Origin of the sequence: Paenibacillus sp. AN1007, assembly GCF_040702995.1 — a bacterium.
Classification (GTDB): Bacteria; Bacillota; Bacilli; order Paenibacillales; family Paenibacillaceae; genus Paenibacillus.
Window position 1 is genome coordinate 3,983,695 of sequence record NZ_CP159992.1, and the last position, 19,719, is coordinate 4,003,413.

At 48.4% G+C, this 19,719-nt stretch carries 18 protein-coding genes; 7 read left to right on the forward strand and 11 right to left on the reverse strand.

Translation table 11 applies throughout. The features are described from left to right. Positions 1-60 precede the first annotated feature (60 nt). The 3 genes from ABXS70_RS17670 to ABXS70_RS17680 all read left to right on the forward strand — a co-directional run bounded on the left by ABXS70_RS17670 (position 61) and on the right by ABXS70_RS17680 (position 2,651). Positions 61-831: a DeoR/GlpR family DNA-binding transcription regulator gene (locus tag ABXS70_RS17670; protein ID WP_342555004.1), complete on the forward strand. Its 771-nt coding sequence runs from the start codon at positions 61-63 to the stop codon at positions 829-831. 85 nt (positions 832-916) lie between these two features. Then, entirely contained in the window at positions 917-1,462 is a 546-nt protein-coding gene (locus ABXS70_RS17675; protein WP_342555003.1) for a TetR/AcrR family transcriptional regulator, read from the forward strand. A gap of 79 nt (positions 1,463-1,541) precedes the next feature. Then, positions 1,542-2,651 carry an MFS transporter gene (locus ABXS70_RS17680; protein WP_366289544.1) on the forward strand — a complete coding sequence of 370 codons (1,110 nt, stop codon included), beginning with the start codon at positions 1,542-1,544 and terminating at the stop codon, positions 2,649-2,651. Positions 2,652-2,685: 34 nt separating this feature from the next. On the opposite strand, the gene ABXS70_RS17685 is transcribed toward ABXS70_RS17680, so the two are convergent. From ABXS70_RS17685 to ABXS70_RS17695, 3 genes are all read right to left on the reverse strand, one after another. Further along, positions 2,686-3,291: a DUF1349 domain-containing protein gene (locus ABXS70_RS17685; RefSeq protein WP_366289547.1), complete on the reverse strand. Its 606-nt coding sequence runs from the start codon at positions 3,289-3,291 to the stop codon at positions 2,686-2,688. A 123-nt stretch (positions 3,292-3,414) separates the two neighbouring features. After that, positions 3,415-3,948, reverse strand: coding sequence for a hypothetical protein (locus ABXS70_RS17690; protein WP_366289550.1), 534 nt, complete (start codon positions 3,946-3,948; stop codon positions 3,415-3,417). Positions 3,949-4,000: 52 nt separating this feature from the next. Further along, complete coding sequence (locus tag ABXS70_RS17695) at positions 4,001-4,498, reverse strand: GrpB family protein (protein ID WP_366289553.1); 498 nt, start codon at positions 4,496-4,498, stop codon at positions 4,001-4,003. Between the two features lie 251 nt (positions 4,499-4,749). Here ABXS70_RS17695 and ABXS70_RS17700 point away from each other — a divergent pair, with 251 nt between their 5' ends. From ABXS70_RS17700 to ABXS70_RS17715, 4 genes are all read left to right on the forward strand, one after another. Next, positions 4,750-5,019, forward strand: coding sequence for a hypothetical protein (locus tag ABXS70_RS17700; RefSeq protein ID WP_342554998.1), 270 nt, complete (start codon positions 4,750-4,752; stop codon positions 5,017-5,019). A gap of 274 nt (positions 5,020-5,293) precedes the next feature. Then, a complete protein-coding gene (locus tag ABXS70_RS17705) occupies positions 5,294-6,235 on the forward strand; it encodes a DUF5643 domain-containing protein (protein ID WP_366289556.1) in 942 nt (313 codons plus the stop codon). Positions 6,236-6,326: 91 nt separating this feature from the next. Beyond that, positions 6,327-6,920, forward strand: a complete 594-nt coding sequence (locus tag ABXS70_RS17710; protein ID WP_366289559.1) for a sigma-70 family RNA polymerase sigma factor — start codon at positions 6,327-6,329, stop codon at positions 6,918-6,920. Then, positions 6,892-8,091: a DUF4179 domain-containing protein gene (locus ABXS70_RS17715; protein ID WP_366289562.1), complete on the forward strand. Its 1,200-nt coding sequence runs from the start codon at positions 6,892-6,894 to the stop codon at positions 8,089-8,091. Before ABXS70_RS17710 ends, ABXS70_RS17715 begins: the two co-directional genes overlap by 29 nt. Before the next feature lie 145 nt (positions 8,092-8,236). Here the strand turns inward: ABXS70_RS17715 and ABXS70_RS17720 are convergent, their stop codons facing one another. The 8 genes from ABXS70_RS17720 to ABXS70_RS17755 form a co-directional block, all read right to left on the reverse strand. Beyond that, entirely contained in the window at positions 8,237-9,247 is a 1,011-nt protein-coding gene (locus ABXS70_RS17720; protein WP_366289565.1) for a carbohydrate ABC transporter permease, read from the reverse strand. A gap of 28 nt (positions 9,248-9,275) precedes the next feature. Further along, positions 9,276-10,175 (reverse strand): sugar ABC transporter permease, encoded by a 900-nt coding sequence (locus tag ABXS70_RS17725; RefSeq protein ID WP_342554993.1) that lies wholly within the window; start codon positions 10,173-10,175, stop codon positions 9,276-9,278. Beyond that, positions 10,172-12,757, reverse strand: coding sequence for a DUF5696 domain-containing protein (locus tag ABXS70_RS17730; protein WP_366289567.1), 2,586 nt, complete (start codon positions 12,755-12,757; stop codon positions 10,172-10,174). The genes ABXS70_RS17725 and ABXS70_RS17730 overlap by 4 nt, the downstream gene beginning before the upstream one ends. 14 nt (positions 12,758-12,771) lie before the next feature. Then, positions 12,772-13,392 carry a YIP1 family protein gene (locus ABXS70_RS17735; protein ID WP_342554991.1) on the reverse strand — a complete coding sequence of 207 codons (621 nt, stop codon included), beginning with the start codon at positions 13,390-13,392 and terminating at the stop codon, positions 12,772-12,774. Further along, complete coding sequence (locus ABXS70_RS17740) at positions 13,373-14,839, reverse strand: NHL repeat-containing protein (RefSeq protein WP_342554990.1); 1,467 nt, start codon at positions 14,837-14,839, stop codon at positions 13,373-13,375. The genes ABXS70_RS17735 and ABXS70_RS17740 overlap by 20 nt, the downstream gene beginning before the upstream one ends. A gap of 11 nt (positions 14,840-14,850) precedes the next feature. Continuing rightward, on the reverse strand, positions 14,851-15,714 hold the full coding sequence (locus ABXS70_RS17745) for a carbohydrate ABC transporter permease (protein ID WP_342554989.1): 864 nt from the start codon (positions 15,712-15,714) through the stop codon (positions 14,851-14,853). Between the two features lie 2 nt (positions 15,715-15,716). Next, entirely contained in the window at positions 15,717-16,628 is a 912-nt protein-coding gene (locus ABXS70_RS17750) for a sugar ABC transporter permease (protein WP_342556282.1), read from the reverse strand. Positions 16,629-16,703: 75 nt separating this feature from the next. Next, positions 16,704-19,634, reverse strand: coding sequence for an extracellular solute-binding protein (locus ABXS70_RS17755; protein ID WP_342554988.1), 2,931 nt, complete (start codon positions 19,632-19,634; stop codon positions 16,704-16,706). Positions 19,635-19,719: the final 85 nt, after the last annotated feature.

The following is a 19,719-nucleotide window of genomic DNA, read 5'->3' on the forward strand; positions in this document are numbered from 1 at the left end:
TAGAAAACAACAACAATCCACAAAAACAGTAATATCGGATCGCAAGGAGGCCGGATCAACATGTCTTTAACATACGAGGAACGAAAACATACCATTCTTGCTCAGCTTGCCACACAAGGCAAAGTCCAGGTACAGGCACTGGCTCAGCTCTTTGATGTCTCTACAGAGACTATTCGGCGGGACCTGGATCGTCTGGAGAAAGAAGGCGAGCTTCGCAAAGTTTACGGAGGTGCTGTACGTGTTCGCTCAGGTATGATTGAAGCGCCCTTTCAAAAGCGTTCACAGCTGCAGCTTCAGGAAAAAAAGGCGATTGGTGCAGCTGCGGCTTCATTGATTGAGGACGGTGAGACCATCATGCTGGATAATGGCACAACCACCCTCGAAATTATGCGTCAGCTGCAGCATCGTTCACTAGTGACGGTCATTACCAATTCGGTTCCCATTCTTACGACAGCTCTCGAGTCTTTTGCCGGCAAAATCATATTCGCCGGGGGTGAGATTCGTGCAGCTGTACAAGCCGCTACCGGACCTGCGGCACATGATATGCTTGAACAGTTCAAAGTCAACAAAGCGTTCATCTCGGCTGGCGGTGTTTCCTTCACGGATGGCATCACGGATTATATGCTGGAAGAAGCTTTGATCTCGCGCAAAATGATGGAACGGGCTGAAGAGGCCATTTTGGTGGCGGATCATACCAAGTTTGGACGCTCCACCTTTGCCAAGATTGCACCTGTAGAACATATTTCCATGGTCATCACAGACTCAGCATGTCCTGCGGAATGGATTGAGAGCCTTCATCGGCTGGAAATTGAAACGGTCATTCAAGTTTGACAACGGAAACCGCTTTCTATATTTTGGATAGATACAGCCATCATTCTGCTGCACCCGTGAAAATGTTTGAAAGGAGTGAGCCAGCATGAGCAGCAAAAAGGAAATGCTCCTGAATGTGTCAGAAGATCTTTTTTATCGGCATGGTTTTCATGCGATTGGTTTAAAACGGATCATTACCGATGCCGGAGTGGCCATTATGACCCTATATAATCACTTTAGTTCCAAGGATGATCTCATTGTCGAAGTACTTCTGCGCCGCGAACAGCGCTATTTGGAGCAGCTGCGTTTATATGCAGATAACAAGACACAGTCTGTCTTTCTAAATCTGGCTGAGGGACATGCCAAATGGCTGATGGAATATGAGGCCAGAGGATGCCTTTTTTTACGGGCAAAGGAAGAGTTCGGCGCTGATCCGGACCATATTGTCGTGCAAACGGTGAACGGACACAAAAAACATGTCATGACCCTGATAAAAAAATGTGATCCCCAAGCCAATGACCGGAACGTCATGCAGTTTATGCTTCTGCTGGAGGGTTCTACGGCGCTTGCCGAAACGGAAAATGTAAAAGTTGTGTGCCGGGAACTGATTCACATGACTCAAAATAGTTTCAAATCATTACACAAAGGGTGAGTTCATATTTCAACTCACTTTTTTTATTTCACAAGAAATATAATGATCGTTCTATCCAAAAAAGGCGGTGGAATTGTAAATGAAAAAAATAGTCCTTCCTGGCGTTGCCCTCATCGCCGTATGTTATGCTTTTGGGCGTTTCAGCTACGGACTGTTTATGCCGGAAATATCCGAGGCACTGCAATTATCTGAATCGGCATCCGGGGTCATTAACTCGGCAACCTATATCGCTTATTGTCTTGCACTTCTAACGGCTCCTCTGATTATTAATCACAAGGGGCACCATTACGTGATTCAGCTTGCAGGGATCAGTGCGATTCTCGGCTTGATTGGTATTGGCTTGGCCCATGACGCCTGGCTGCTTGCAGTCAGCGTTTTTCTCGCTGGACTCAGCACAGGCTGGGCATCGCCTGCTCTTGGTAATGCGGTCAGTGCGGAGCTCGAACCAAATCTGCATGCCAGAGCCAACAGCTGGATTAATACAGGAACCAGCTTCGGCATTATTGTGTCCGGTCCGCTCTATTTGCTGTTCACCGATTACTGGCGTATCAGTTATATCTTGTTCGCCCTCATCGGCGTGACTGTGCTGATCTGGAACAGACGGGTGATTCCGGCAACTAAAACCCTGCCCTGCACGAAATCAATCTGGGCCTGTATGAAACCGACCAGACCCGGCTCAGCTTTACTTATGGCTTGCCTGTTAACAGGTGCGAGCTCTGCGATTTATTGGACGTTTGCCCGAAATTTCCTTACGGAAGACAAAGGGGCCTCCGATTCGGAAGCCGTCCTGTTCTGGATTGTGATGGGTATTACGGGGATTCTGGGCGGATGTGCAGGACGAATCATTGAACGAATTGAGCTTGCCTGCTCTTATCGGTTAGGCATTCTGTTATTATCCATCTCGCTCGGCGTTATTGTGCTGCCTTCCATGACAGCAAGTCTGGTCTCTGCCGTCCTGTTCGGAAGTACGTACATTTTTCTCACCAGCATATTTATCGTATGGGCGACTAGACTGTTTCAACCTAATGTATCCATTGGGATCAGCCTTGCCTTTCTTGCGCTGGGTGCGGGTCAATTTCTGGGATCATTCATGGCAGGTTATACCATCGAAGTATTTTCCAATACAGCAGCCTTCATCGCTTTTGCAGCACTTGGTTTGCTGGGGTTATTCCTTCGTGTAAAAGCTTAAACAGGTGTGGTAGTCGTAAGACAACAGACGAGGATTACTGCACTTGCAGAATACTTCCCTCCAACCCTTGCTGCAGTCGTACGCCGCTGAACGCAACTTGGGTCCCCTGCCCAATGGGTGACTGGGCCACAAGACCAACCTGAATCTCTTCAGGACAATCCATGCCAAAATAACGAACCAGTTTCCATTTCTCACCATCTTGAGAGTAATGGAAAGCAAAACTGCAGCCAACCCGAGCCAAACGCAGATACGGTTTCGTGACGTGTATTGGAGCAGATACGCAGTCATCCGAGTGTCCACGGGTAACGACGCTCAGAATGGATGGCTGCTCTTCAAAATATTCAAAGCATACTTTTGCCCAGGTTGTCTCGTTTGCTCTGACCATTAGACATCCCGAATCATACTGCTCCTTCATCTCCACATATACCTGAGCAGTTATACTGAAATCACCTGTAATCCGTGTATGTAAAAACGGTGCTGATGCCTTCACCGCCGCGCCCGCCGGATCAATGAAAAAATCACTTGCCGGCGGCACGGTCATACATACTTCTCCATTTTCAACAAACCATTCCTCCGGCTCATTCAACCACTCCAGATCCGCAGCTAATCTCTTACCTGAACTATGTTGGAACAGATTCATTACGCATCGCTCCCTTTAACTGTAAAATAAATGTACATAGACTACACGAAAATATTCCTTGTATATCACGAAGCGAATTCTGTTCAGGCACCAAAATGCTGCTCCCTTACTTTATACAATGGACTAACAAAATGGTCTGACGACACGTTCGTCCCAAACCTGCACCTCAATATAACGTTCGGGCCCCTTTTTTCCTGTCTGATTCCATTCCTGCGGCAGGCCATAGGTCTGTATGAGTTCACCGATTTCGGATTTAGTATAGACCTGCCTGCGGTAAGGCTTGCCGTCTGCATAACGCATTGTTGGAAAAAGATCACCGTACGTGAAACTTACCACGTCTGAGGGAAGCTTCTCCCATGGTATGATGATATGCTCCGGCTCCCTATACCACGATTCCAGCCAGGGGCATGAACCAAGGGTCATATAATGGGGGTAGGATTGTGCCGGCCGGCCTCCTTTGGCTGCAAATTTCACATATGCTGTCTGCTCAAGCTCTCTGCGTATAGTCATATAATCAGCTGAGCGCTGACTGGCAAAGATTCGGCCTTCCTGCCGGATCTGCTGCGAAGCTGCTTCCGCCTCGCTTAACGAAAGGCTGGAAAGATTACAGAAGGGACCTCTCTTTTTCTCATAGTAGTGGTATGCATTCAAGTTCATGCAGCTCAACTCCCTGATGGTATATGAATCCAATTAAACTCAATCCATTCGATTACAACCCTGCACTCTGGATGACGGACTGTATAAAAGAAGCTTTGGCACTGGTATACCCCACCCGGTCATGACGGAATTGCTGTGCGAGTTCTCTTTTTAATCTATCATAAGTTTGCATCAGACGGGGATCATGCCGAAGCGCATTACGAAACCTCAGCTGATCTTCCCACGCTTCCCCCTGATATTTATACACATGCAGATGGTGAGTGCCTGCTCTCCACTGCCCTTTGCGGAAGAAAAGACGCTCCGGGAAATCCGGTTTGTGCATGTATTCATAACCGAGTACGGACAGCGAGTCAATGTGTTCCCGCTGCACTACTTGCAGATCAGAAACACCTGCCATCATATCGATTAAGGATTTGGCACCAAGCCCGGGTACAGCGGTACTGCCGATATGTTCCATACCCAGACAGATATCGTGCAGCGCTGCCATTATGTGTTCACGCTCGGTCAGGTAACTCTCGACCCATTCAGGATTGTATTCAGTAATCTCCACCAGCTCTTGGACAGCAATACACCTCTTTCCTCTTCAAAATAATATGACAGATCGTTTACTGCAGATAATTGCATCGTTCCCTGTAGATGATATACATAGTTTACTTTAAAGGCGCAGCTCAGTGAAATATGCTTCAGCTCTAATCGATCAAATTCAAGTATATTAATTAGGAATTTTTAACCAAAAATGATAAACTGGAACTATCCTGCAATGACTACTATTTTAGTATCACAGAACAAGGAGGTCATCTTATGTTTGGTGTAAGCGCAAAACAAGTAGAGGATCAACTGGTCATTCGTTGGCAGTTTTCCAAAATTGAAATCCCTCTTGCAGAGATCACATCGGTTACGCTGGATGATTTTTATGGAGGCAGTGAACCTTCGGCTATTCGAATTGGACCTGTGAATGGGACAACCGAACGGATTGCCATCCGCACTACGCGTCAATCCTACATTTTATTTACGAACAGCGAGAATCTGTTTCCCGAAATTCAAGCCATGCTGACTCACGCGGCGGGTTAACGGTCCAAGATCAGTTCTTCATCTATCCCGAAATCTTGATAACCTCAAAATTTACGCTTAATGAATATCGAAACGCCGGAGAGAATGTTCTCTGGCGTTTTCTATTCCCCTCACTAAATACCTTTCTATTACCGAGCATCTAAGACGAAACAGAATCCAGATAAACGTAACTCATACTCCGTCTATAAGGCCTCTTGTTCAATCCATGTCACAATATCATGATCGGGAATTGTTACATAGATATCCGGATAATCATATGACACAGGAGGAAAGCATGAAAAATCAAGTTAATAAGAAGCTCTCACTAAGTAAAGTGGCTGTGGCTTGTTTTATGGCCGCGGCTGTAACAACGACAGGAACAGAAGTATTGTGGAACTTTTCGTCTACAGCAGAAGCAGCTCAAGCAAGTACGGCCAACTCTAAAAGTGTAACTCATGATGGGGTCAAACTTACGTTGTCTGAGGTAGAGTATGACGGTTTGGTACTCAAAATAACGATAAAACGTGAAGGCAAGGGGCTGCCTGAGGGAATGATGGCTTCCTATAATCAAAAAAATACCGTAAAAGGCCATCTGAAGACACCTGAAATTCTAATCAATGGTCAAAAAGACAGTAAAGCCACGACTGGATTACGCAGTCATTTAAAAGAATCAAATACTGCTATTTTGGAATATAAATCCGAATCTCTTCCAGATCAATTTGAATTGACCCTTCGGATGCCTGTAAGCAGCATTAAGGAGAACTTCGAGTTTAAGATTCCGGTTAAGAAACAAAACGGACTCATTCAAATCAAGCCGAATCAAACGAAGGAAAGCAAAGGATTCAGTTATACAGTACAAAAAATAAATATGACTTCTAGCCAGACCCAACTCGTGCTGGACAGCAAAGGAAAAGTCCCTGCATCTTCCAAGCAAACGGGTGTATATGCCCCAACCATGATGTATTACGATATTGTGGACGACCAGGGCAAGACGCTGAAGCAGAAACGATTAGCTTTCTATTCCAAAAAGCCCGGCACCAAGTATCATATTGACGAACTATATGATGCCGTCAGTCCGCAAACCAAATCGATCACCATCAAACCTTACACCTTCACGGTAAAACCTTCGGATTGGAGCATTGTGGGAGAAAAAGTGGACAAAAAAGGGAGAATCGTCAGCTCAGGAACCAAGACATACATCAAAGAATTAGAAATGAAAGTTAATATCACAAAATAACTTCAATTAACAGCACAAGAAAACTTTTAATCGTGTCACAGATGAACTCTTTCAGATTGTTATATAAACATCAAGACAAGGAGGTGAGCCCATGCAGGCCGCCATCCCCGGGGACATGCAGGTTAAGAAAGAAAAAAATGAACGAATCGAACGAGCTGTACAGCGAGTGATCACTGGCGAAAAGGAAGCCTATGAGCTTATTATTCAGGAATTTGAACGTCAGATGTACACCTACTGTTATTACATTCTTAAAGATCATCAAGAGACTGAGGATGCCGTCCAGGAGATTTTTATTCGGGCCTATGAGAATCTGAATAGTTATAAGAGAAAGGTCAGTTTCTCCTCATGGCTGTATAAAGTAGCCTACAATCATTTGATGAACATGAAGAAAAAGCACAGTCGCTGGTTGAAGCTGGTGGATGAGTACAAGCACCACAAACCTGTCGTACAGGAATATCCTTATACGACAGTTATTGAAGAGCTCATGGAATATTTAACACCGGAAGAACGTCACATCCTGCTGCTCAAGGCTGTGGAACAGTACACCTTTGAGGAGATTGCCATCATTATGAATACCAGGTCTGCTACGCTGCGCAAGAAGTACGAACGTCTTCGCCGTAAACTGATGGAGCAGACAACCAAAGGAGGACAACTGCATGGACAAACAGCCCAACCCTTTTCCTGACCAGCGGCTTGAAGAACTGGAACAGCGGATTCGAAACACACCCATGCCGCGAAATAGTATGAGCAGTGAAATTATGAACCAAATCGGAGGAATAAACATGACCAAACAACGGAATGGATCGAAAATACTGAAACGGACTTTAACCGCAGCCTCCATTGCTGCAATTATGGGCGCAGGTGCTGTAGGCGCAGGATTCGTATCACCAACCATGGCTAGTGCATTGAAACAAATTCCAGGAATCGGATCTATGTTCTACGGGCTGAATTCCGATGAAATTCAAAGGGCCGTTGATCAAGGTATCCTGACACAACCATTGGAAAAGGTAACGAAGGACGGGATCACTTTAACACTTACAAACGTTTTGTACGATGGGACCCGTCTGAGCTACACCATTGAACGTGCCGGAGAGAATCTCCCGCAGAAAGTCACCAGCCCCTACATTCCTATGGACAGCCAGCTGATCTCGGATGATGAGGAATGGAAGAAATCTCGCCAAGTACCGGAACAACAGCAGGAAAAGGGTTATGTCACATTACCTAAAACCTTTATCAATAATGAAGCGTTGAAAGCCTTTAGTGGTTTTGGAGATGATATCGGGAACTCAAACGCAGTCTTTGTTGAATATACGAATCTAGGCTCGCTGCCTAATGAATTCGAACTTACCGTTCGGACAAAAGTAACTCGGGTAGATGAACCTTTTGAGTTCAAAGTACCCGTAAAAATCAGTGACAGCAAACTTGTCGTCCAACCGAATGAGACTAAAAGCTACGAAAATTTCAGTTACACATTGCAAAAAATGGAATCTACCGTAACTAATACACGCCTTATCCTCGAAAGCACAGGAAAGGTGCCCGCTGCCTCCGAGCAAACAGGAAAATATGCTCCGACCATGATGTACTATGAGATCATAGACGATCAAGGCAAAGTATTGAATCAACGGCAGCTTGGCTTCTTCCACCGGGCTCCCGATCTGGAGTATCAAGTGGATGAATTGTATGATGCGGTCAGTCCGAACGCAAAATCAGTGACGATTAAACCGTACACATTCACAGTGAACACAGACAATTGGAGAGTTGTAGGGGAGAAACTGGACGAAAAAGGCAGAGTTATCAGCAGTGGCGACAAAACGTATATTAAAGAGTTGGAAATGAACGTCACACTTAAACCGTAACACTTAAGGCATGATCTTCAAACCGCATCCATTCTTTACATTCACAGTGTACCTATAACATAAGAGCCATCGATCAGATTAAAAACATCTGCTTGATGGCTCTTTTTTAATAAGCTGGAGCTGAATTCCGATCCATCCACCCCGATTAACCTACGATGCCTGAACGCTCAATGCTCTCCACGAAATAGCGCTGTACAAACAAATACAATATAATCAGCGGTGCAATGGCAAGTAATATACCCGTATCCACAATCATCGCCACATAGTTCGGATCAACTTTCATGCCCGAATTCGAGCCAAATCCCATCAGCTGCGGGACCAGCTGGTTCGTTTGGGCGGGCAGCGATGCCACTTTTAGCGAAATGAGCGGACTTTCACTCATGAATAAAGCTGAATAAAACGTGTCATTATACTGCCATACAAAAGAGAACAGAATAACGGTAATCAGCGGTGAGATCGCGTTTGGCAGCATAATGCGGGCAAAGGTCCGGAATCCTCCGGCGCCATCGATCAGCGCAGCCTCTTCTATTTCCTTCGGCATCCCCTTAAAAAACTGACGGAAAATGTAGATGAACAATCCTGCCTTGAGTCCACCCGCCGTAGCGGCCGTAATCATGGAGGGCCAGTAGGTATTCAGCAGATTAATCCCGTCCCGCCCAGTGAACAACCGAATGATTCCCAGAAAATCAAAACTGCGAAAATGCAGATACATCGGTACCATCAGCGTACTGGTCGGTACCAGAATGGTCAGAATGACCAGAATAAACAGCAGGCTGCTGCCGGGAAACGTAAACCGTGCAAATCCATATCCCGCAAGCGCACAGGATGCGGCCGTCAGCAGCGTCGTCATGGCGACGAACAATAGTGTGTTTGCCAGCAAAGGCATATAATCCATCACTTGCGCGGCAATCCTGATATTATCCAGCGTAAAATGCCGGGGAATCATATAAATCGTTGGATTATAGATATCCTGCTTATCCTTGAATGCAACGGACAATTTGAGAAATAACGGATAGAGAATAATAAAAGAAATCCCGATAACCAGTGCATATCTAAATATGGAATACAGCAGGTCCGATGTCTTGTTTCGTACCCGCTGCATACGGTGGTCCGACTTGGGCACCACCACCATGCGATCTGTTCCTGACGCAGCCATAGCCTGCAGCCTCCCTTGACGTTAACCTTCAGTTGTAATGGACCCTCCGTGAAAGCACCCAGCCTACGATGAGCAGAACCAGCCCAATGACCAAAGTGTACAGCCAGGACATCGCCGAGCTTAGGCCAAAGTTCTGGGTTTTGAATGCGGTCTGATAGATGGCACGGGTAACCGGACTGCCGGCAAACGAATCAATGATGGTATAGATGACATTGGTCAGAATGAGTGGACTTACCATAGGAAATGTAATTTTCCAAAATGATTCATATGCTGTGGCTCCCTCGATCTTGGCAACCTCATACATCGAGCCGGGAACCGATTGCAGCGCGGCAAGAAAGATCAAAATCTGTACCCCGGAGCTGCTGATAATGTCATAGATTCGCATAATGGCTTCCACGATGTAATCCACGTAAGCCATCGGAAGTCCGACATCGGCCAGCATACGTACAATGGACACCACGTTAAATGAAGCTCCTCCATCTGCCGCTGCTTCCACTGCACTTGCATCGCCCATCAGATTAATCAGCCCCGCGGATTCAGCTGCCGCTACAGCACTGGACGCCAGAATGACGGGCAGAAAGAAGACAGCACGCGCCATCGTTCTGCCTTTGAATTGCTGATTAAGCAGTGCTGCCGTAAACAGGCTGAAAAACAAAATCATCGGCACGTTCAGCAGCATAGCCCAGACCGAATCCACCAGAATGCGGTTAAAAGCGGCATCGACCAGGAGCGCATCCTTAACATTTTTCAATCCCACAAATTCCAGTACATAGCCATTCGGTGCAACAGACAGATTGCTGAGGCTGAACCGGACCGATTGCAGCAGTGGTGTGGCAAAAAGAAAAATAAAACCGATCAGCCACGGAGAGATAAAGGCAAGCCCCAGCAGGGCTCTCCGTGATTTCAACGACAGTCGCATGCTTCTCATCGGCCTGCCCCTTCCACCACATAATCCATTCCGCCAACCGTTGTTCCATTTATGGTGACTGGATCTGCGTTATAATTTACCAGAAGTGCTGTACCACCGCTGTAGGTAATCCGGACAACACCGATCTGAATGCGTTCATGCTTGAGCATCCGTTCGTTCCCCAGCTTACCCAGTACAGCATTGGCCTGATGATACAAGTCAATCGCCTCATTCACCCAAAACCCGTATTCGGCAGCATAAACCCAATCATAGTTTGTCAGCTTCAGTTTTGAGGACGGCTCGTATGTCCATTGAAAATACGGGGCTGCCCCAAGCTCCAGACTGCGAAGCAGCTGTTTCCGCAGATTCTGATCTCCCGATGTATTCATTGGTGATGAAGCATAGTTCACATAACCATGAATAACCATCGCATAGAACGGCACCTCTTCATCTGTAATGCCGAAACGGCTCGAACTCGCCGGAATGTTCACGATATGCTGGGCACTCCCCCAAGCGTAACTGTTCGCTGCAGATAACATCAGATTCGGATAAGACTGCCGCAGCTGCTGAAGCTGTTCTTCCACGATGTATTTTGCGGTCTCCCGGTGGATGACCCGGCTGTCGCGATAATCGGATGCCAGGATCTGACCCAGGTCTCGCAGCGACAAACTTTCAAGACCGATATCCCTATACTTTTCGGCAAATTCATTCACAACGTACGGAAGTTTGGCAGCGGAAAGCAGATAATAGCTGTCCTTGCTCCGATCCATGCGGTTCAATGCCGGATTGTAAGGATACAATGCTGCCGTCTCTCTGGTGACGAACCTTGCCGCATCCTCAGAAGGAGCAAAATTCATATCATCGTGGTAAATCTGTTGAAATGCCGCATCCGGGAACAATGCTCCACCGGACTGCTCCAGCTGACCGGACAGCGCCTGAAGGTCGGTACGGCTGCCCACTTCACGATCCAGCTTCATTCGGGTTGGTGTGTGATGACTGAAGCCGCCACCGAACCACCCCTGGAACCGCATTTGTATCCGGTTCACACCGTCTCGCTGCAGCCTGGATGCCATCTCTGCAGCCTGTTCATACGTAGTCATTGCCAGAGTGGTCCGGTAAGGCACACTCAGGAAGGACGACTTTTTGTCCACTGCCCCCAGCACATCCACATAAAACGGCAGATCCGTCTGTTTGGGCAGCGGTTTCAGCATATTCTGCTTCACCAGTTGTTGTTGATACAGACGAGCCATGCCGGAATAGTTGGCATCCTTTCCGTGCAGGAATCGGTATCTCACCTGAATATCCCCGCGAAAGGGTTCTTCGCTCAGAAGCTGAATCTCCTGCATCTTCTGTGAGGTGTACATCTCCAGCTCATCCTCACCCCTAAGGGCAAAGGACGCATGCACGTGGTTATAGCTATTTTGTCTTCCGCCAACATCTGCGGTGATGCTGGCCATGCCGTCTCCTTTTTCAATGACAGCAAACCATGCGTTTTCACCCTTCTTCAAACCGAATACAGGCATTCGTACCGACTGACTCACTTGAGGACGACCGAGTGAATTATCATTCGGATCTGACCCGTATACACGCTGAACATACTGTTCTTCCTGTACCTTTCCGTTGTTCAGATAGATCAGACTGCCGGAACCGTCCGGAACCAGCATGTAACCCTCATCCTGCGTTCCCGCTGCACCGAAGTATGCCAGCAGATCCAGATGCCGAATGCGATACTGTCCGCTCTCTTTTACCTGACTTAACGGTACCTTCACAACCAGCGCACCCTGATCCAGTCGGTATTCAATTGGAATAACGAAGCTGGGTTTGTCAGATACTGTCCCGCCTTCAACTCCATTTTCCTGATTGTCAAAAGCCAGATCGTCCGCTGTATACCCCGCTGCCTCAAAAGCACCCAGCATCTTGTTTAACACCAGCTGCTTGGAGATCTGTCCATCCAGCCGCTCCAGCACCTCCGGATTATCTTTAACCGGGTAATAACGGGCAGACGTGTACTTTGCTGCAGAAGCGTCCAGTTTGGACAATACTTTCTCCTCCAGCCGCTCCTTGCTAATCAGCTTGGGCAGGGCTTCAATGCCCAGAGAAGTATCCCCAACCGTATAAGTCACCCGTACTCCCTGCTCAATCGGGCCGACAGTGAATTGTTTACTGCTGATGCTGGCACCGAAATTCGGAAAGTTCTCCAGCGTGCCAATCGCATCCCGGAACGATACGTTCAGCTGTGAGGAGAGCACTTCCTTTTCATAGGCGGAAGCCAGACTATCCTCATTTCGTTCCGGCGGATTGCTGTACCATATCTGACCGCTGTTCTCGTCCCGCACCGCAATTTCCGTAGTTTCCTCGTTGTAGTAGAGAGCCAGCCCCTGATCCTGCGCTGCCAATTTCATCCCTGGAACCCCCTGCGAAGTATCTGCCAGAAAGGATATAGGCTCCCCCGTGACAGGATAAGCTTCTGTCGTTGTCTCCAGATAGCCCGAGACGTCAACGGCAGGAATGCCTCTGCTGCTCATATACAGCAGACTGCCTGCAATCAGGATTACAGCTGTACCAGCAGCCAGCACCGTATATAATCGCTGCCTCTTGTTCACGGATGCCGCCTCCTTTAGGTCCGAAAAATCAACTCGCGGTAAATGTTATAACCGAATTCATACAACTGCTGCAGCATGCTGAATACCAGTGCACCGAGAAAAATGATGATTCCCATCACAATGACGGTCAGCAGCATCGTCAACAAGGTTTTGAACACCGTATACTGATGCACAGTCATCATGCCGATGAAGAGCAGCAGCAGAAACCAGAGAAACGCAATGCTGTTGAACAGGTAATAAAAAGACGTTTCCTCTTGAACCATGAACCGGCTAACCACAATCATGGGAGCATAGATCAGAATGATCGGAATCAGCGAGTATCCTGTCGCCAGAAAAATTTCTCTGAATCTGCCCTCGCCTTCCATAAGGGTGGTTACTGCCCAGTTTGCAATGCACCATAAAAAGAAAGGCAGCGCTGCTGTCGCAATCTCTACAAAGCTATTAATGGTCCGGGGATCGATATCATTGACCAAAAAACCGGCGTACTCCTTTTGCAGAATCATCATCGTAATGGTCAGCGCCAGCGCCGTGTAAGCCACCACCATCCGGCCGCGATGATCCGACTTGAGATCCCAGAATGCATCGATGGGGTGAAAAATGAGATGCAGCGGAAACTTAATGTAATCCTGCTTCACGATCAATCTGCCTCCTCCGTCTCCATTTAACCGCCATTCGGGTTACAATCAGAATCACAATCAGCGCAATGGCAGCCGTCAGAAAAGTGCCCAGATGTTCCTTCATCATCTCCCGCCGATACCGTTTGAATGCGACTGAGTAATTTTTACGGTCCATACCAAGTTCAAAGTACTCCAATGCTTCCTTGTTTTTCTTCTTCATAAGCAGAGATTTCCCTATACCGATATAGGCAATATCATAGTTGGCGTTCAGCATCAGCACTTCTTTCCAGCGGCTGACGGCCTCCGTGTCTTCCCCCTGATAGTGAAGGGCCGACGCTTCATTCACAAGTGTTCCGAAACGGGTTGGTTCATACACGACCAGGTTATTCTTTCCCCGGTCGAGAATCAGCCGGTGACCGCCGGACCGTTCAATGGCGACTGGCGTCTTGAGGGTGCCGACCTGATTTCCTTTCCCCCCGTATATGTAGAGCAGATGGCCTTCATCGTCGTAAGTGAACACCCGATTCTGCGTGGCATCCAGAACGCTGTACATTCCGTTACCAAGCACCTTCACATCAACCAGTTTGGAAGGTCCTGTATTGCTGCGATATCGGATATCGCCCTTCACGTCATAGTATCCAAACCGCTTCAGTACATCCTCTCCCGATGGATTCAGGCGTTTGACCGGTTCATTGGAGCCTGGATCCATGTTGGCTGCATATACGAAGCCTTTGGAATCCATGTCCGCATTGGAAAACTCGGTCGGTACAAACAACACCATCTGAGCTCGCTGCGCCTTGGTAGAAAACATTCGCCAGATATACTCCCTGTAATCCCTTTCCACTTTGTTGGTGCCCACGTATCCGATAAACTCCCCCTGTTCATCAAACTGCATGATGCCCTCATATGCGCCCTGCGCCACGACATACACTCGACCTACTCCATCAACGGTCAATTTCAAAGGCTGGAACTGGAACGCTGCAGGAAGGATGTCCGATTCCGGCTTCGAGATGGTCTGAATCCATTTTCCTGTAGAATCAAGAACCACTACCCTGCTGCTGCCTGTATCTGCGACGTAAATTCGCTCTTTTTCATCAACAAACAGTCCTCCGGGCAAATGGAAACTCTCCTTGCTGCCATCCTTGATAAAACCGTCCAGCACCCGCACCAGTTGGTACGCTTTATCCAATACGACAATACGGTTATTCCCGCTGTCCAAAATATAAATCCACCCGCCTGGAGAGACGTTGACGTCACCCGGTTCCTTGAAGCTGCCGACGCCGAGATCTCCACCTGTAACGATGCGGCTGGGCAGGTAGGCATCTGGCGAGGGCACTGCCTCTTTCCAATAATTGTAGTTATAACTCTCATACGGCGCCGGGGAGCCCGCCGCAGGAACGGCATTGACCAGCAGAAGCGATACTGCCGCCAGAAGAACAAGCCATCTTTTCACCGTGCGTGCCATATCGTTCCTCCCTACTCCTTCATGCCCGAACTCGCCATCGTCTCAATAATCCGGCTTTGAGAGAAAATGAATAGCGTAATCGGCACACTCATTAGAATCAGCGCAACCGCAGCTCCCGCACCAGCCCGCGATATGCCGCCCTGAATAATCTGTCCGGCTGCATAGTGCAGCGTTTTGAGCTGCTCGCTGTAGATGTAGCCATTCCCGTCGCTCCCCCATAACATCTGAAACAGCAGAATGATCAGGGTCAGCCATGCAGGCTTTACATTCGGCATCACAATAGACCAGAAGATCCGGTACTCACTGGCTCCGTCAATCTTGGCCGCTTCCAGCAGCGCATCCGGGATCTGCTCCATAAACTGCTTCATTAGATAGAGTCCCAGAGAATAGGCAAATGCAGGAATAATAACGGCCCAGTACGTATCAATCCAGCCAAGCCATGACATGATCATGTAGTTGGGAATGGCGGTTACGGCTGGCGTGAACATCAGCGAAAGCACAACGACCTGGAACATGAATACCTTGCCCGGAAACTTGTGCTTCGCAAGCGGATAAGCCGCCGCCGAAGCCAGCAGCACATGACCGATAATACCGATGCCCGTGATGAATACGGTGTTGAAGATGTACCGTGAAAACGGCACCCACGAGTCACTTAACAGATTCAGCAGGTCTGTGAAGCTGCTGAACGTCGGATTTCTGACAAACAGCGTAGGTGGAAACATAAAAATTTCATCCAGCGGTTTGAAAGCATTATTGATGGCATAGATGAGCGGCAGCACCATAAAGGCACCGAAAACAAGCAGCAGGGCAAACAGGGAGAGACTTCCTGACAGCGAGCGGTTCACCCGCTTTTTACCAGTCGCAACAGCCGCCATAGCTATTCTCCCACCCTTCGAAGCAGTTTCTGTACCAGCAGGTTGGTGCCCACCATAATGATGAACAGCACGGCCGCAATTGCCGATGCGTATCCCATCTCAAATCTTGTTGTGCCAAAGTCGATTAAGTGCGTAACCACTGTCTCGGCCGCGTAGTTTACACTTGGAAAACCGGCCAGCGCAATCGACACATCCGCCACGGCAAATGAAGTGGTCAGTTGAATAACCGCACCGAACATGAGCTGCGGACGCATCGAAGGCAGCGTAATATACCACAGCTCCTGCCAGCGGTTTTTGATCCCATCCACGGCTCCCGCTTCGTACAATGTTCGGTCCACGGTCTGCAGCCCCGCAATAAAAGCAAGGAATCCGGTCCCGAGACTCAGCCACAGCTGGACAAGAATGAGGATGGGCATAATATAGGCTTCCGTCTTCAGCCACTGAATCGGTTCGAGCAGCACTCCCCATTGGATCAACAGACCGTTGGCAATTCCATAGCGATCTCCCGAAAAGATCATCAGCCAGATAAAATACACATTGCCCGAGATGGATGGCGCATAGAAAATCAGTGTCATAAACGCTCTCCATTTCGGTGTCAGTTCATTGATGATCCATGCAAATACAAAGCAGGCAATGTAACTGATGGGTCCGGTAATAATGGCGAACAACAATGTATTTTTGATCGCGATCAGGAATACGTCGTCTTCCAGAAACAGGCGAGTGTAGTTCTGCCAGCCGATAAAACGTGGAAATTCCAGCATGTTAAAATATGTGAAGCTGAGTATGATCGAGATGACAACCGGAATCACGGTAAACATGGAGAACAAGATCATATAAGGTGCCAACAGCACATAGGAATGTTTGCTGGCCTTCATCTCCTGCAGCTTCCAGCTCCACCACCATTTCACGCCCATCCTGGTTGATTTCTCAGGAGTACGCTGCTGCCCGTCTTGAAGTGATATTTGCGGCACGGTTAACCCTCCCTCTGCTTACGGAAGACCAAATTCATGACGTTTGACCCGAATCTCGTCCTGAATATACTGGGTATAATCCATGATGGACTCCCTGGCTTCCATTTGGCCCACAACGGTTTTGTAAAATGCATTGAATAGATGGCGACCGGTAAAATAACCGCCTGGTATCTCGGGTATTCCCTTAACCGTTTCGAATTGTGCCTTGAGATTGGCGTAATCCTCCGCAGGCCATGGCAAGGAATCCAGTGCCTTGATATTCGCCGTCGGGTAACGAGCCGCAGCTCCCATCAGCCCTTCCATCTCTCGGCCAAATTCGGCCTGAACCGGGGTACTGGTCCACCATTTCATGAATTCCCACGCCGCCTCCTGATCCTTGGCGTTCTCCAGCATCATGACTGCACTGCCTCCACCCGGAACGTCACGGTTTATCGTTCCATCCGGCTGGATGGTTCCCGGAACAGGCACAAATCCCCACAGCCCGCGTATCTCTGGAGCAAATACGGATAGTTGGTTATACATGGTGTAATCACTTAAACCGATCGGCATCTGTCCGGTGCGAAACCGGTTGGCAAAATCATATTCACGCTCCAGCTTGTAGTCGGTGTAAAACTCCGTCCACTGTTTGAACGTCTCAATCCCGATTTTGGAATCCAGATCCGACTCTTTGCCATCATTCCGATAGAAGGCTCCCCCGTTCTGGAGAAGCATGGCTGCATACTGAGAGTTTGGCGGAATATTTACTCCCTGCATATTGGCCTGGGTTACCATCGGCATGCCAAATTCCATATGATTTTTGCTCAGGATGGCGAGCAGAGCTTCAACCTCATCCCAGGTTTGAGGCACCTCAAGTCCAAGCTCTTCAAGCACGTCTTTGCGATAAAAAAGCATATTAAAGGTTTGTGTCTCCGGCAGGGCATACACCCCTGCATCATAAACATACGGAACGATGGCACTATCTCTGAATTCCTGCTGCACCTCTCGGTAGTCACTGAACTGTGTCAGGTCCACAGCCGAGTTCCGCATCGCAAAGTTCACGGGCAGATCGTTACCAATCTGCATCGCGATATCCGGCCCTTCCCCGGATAACACTGCAGGCAGTAACGTTCCCATGTTCACCAGCTTCAGATTTACGTTGATGCCGCTGTCCGGAGTGAAGGTTTTGTCAATCATGGCCTTCATCGTGTTGGCCTGATCACGTCCGCTGCCAATCCAGACGGTAACCGTGCGTTGGTGCTCGGAATCCGCTATGTTGCCAATCTGGTTATAGTCAATAAAGAACGAGTTATAGAAGGTTCTTGCTTCATGACCCAGCTTGGCAAAGGGTCCCATACCTGCAGCCGGAATATCTTGGTCTAACGAAGCGATATGCAGTGCGTCAATTTCAAGCGGCTGCTCACGCGCCTGCTGCACCCAGGTTCCAAGGCCCCCGGTATTCGTTTTGTATGCTGCAAGCCGTCTTGGAATGGTGTCGGGTTTGTCGATCATTTCATCCAGCTGCAGTGCCATCGTTTGAAGCAGGGCTTCCTGATCGCTGGATTGACCTGATAACAGGCGAAGCTGCGCGGCAACTTCCTTCAATCGTTTGCTCTCCCCGGCAAATACATCCAGCAGATTCGTAATCTGCTCTTCCACTCGATAGTCCCTGAATTCGTCCGGCTTCGTGCCTGTAATCATCAGAATACGGCGATACATGGAGTTGAGGTTATAGAGACTATCCTCCACATTTCGAATCAGTGGAGCAAAGCCACCAAGACTATTCTCCAGGCGAAGCACATGTTTGCCCTTTTCGAGTTGGAAGCGATAGGCTTCCTCTTCCCTTCCCATGACATCAACTCGATAATTGCTCTGATATCGGAACGCTGTTTGGGCCATCTCGGCAAATGGCACTTTGCCATCAATGGTTAACCTGCGATTGGAGTAGATCCCTTTAACAAAATTCTGCTGCGCGGTAAATGCAATTTGATATAATCCGCTTTCTGGCACATCCACTTCCCACTCAATCCACTGTCCGGGCAGACGCCAGTTGTAGCCACCAATGGTGTTGATGCGAACCTGGGAAGCGCTGTAAGGAAATACGGCTGAACTTGATCTTTCGCTCGTTGGATATAACGTTGGAGAGGACTTGCGAACAGCATGTTCTCCTTCAATGCGAATAAGAACATCCTTCGGCTGCGCATTCATGTCCGTCTGCTTGGCTCCTTCTGTCTCTGCATAAGGAATCGCAGGCTGTTCATTAAACAGTCGGAGGGAATGAATGACCATCGGTTCGCGTGACGATTTCAACGTCAGTGAATGCTTTCCTTTCTCCAAAAAAAACTTGAACGGGGCCTGCTCATAGCCGTCCGGGTCCTGAAATATTTCCTCCAGCCAGCGCGGTTTCTCCACCTGTCTTGGACGCAAATCATTGCCTTGGTTATCCTGCTCTACCACATCTTTTTCATTGCCCCACACCCGGTCAAACTGCAAATAGGCGGCTTCCGCAAATGGGAGTTCACCATCAATGTATAAGGCGCGTTCTACAGCCGAGCTTTTGCCCTCCACCGGGTAATATAAGGCCGAAAGGTTGTACAGCCCGCTCTCCGGCACATCAATGATCCATTCAACTTCCCCGGTCTCCCCCGTGTGCAGGGATTCACCCTGCATCCCTTCGTAATCCTTCAGTTTGCGGACGCCCCCACCTTCGGCTCTTATGTAATTTCCCGCTTCAATGGTGATGTCCACTTCAGGCTGTCCCGCCTGCCCTACAGCTAAAAAATATTGTTCATATCCCTTCTTTTGCCGTGTCTGCTGCAGCAGTTCATCCACCTCTATGGCTGGCAGGCTGCCAGGCGCAACAATGGCTCGCTGCCCATCTACATCAGACGTCAGGTATAGAATCATGCCGGCCGCCGCAGTCATCATCACTGCGGACAATATCCATTTCTTGCGCTTAAGAATTCCAGCCATTCTACGAGTCCTCCTCATCAAGGCTGATGTCTATAATAAGGTTCAGGAAAAAGGGGCCCGGTGCGTTTGCGGACACGCGAACCCC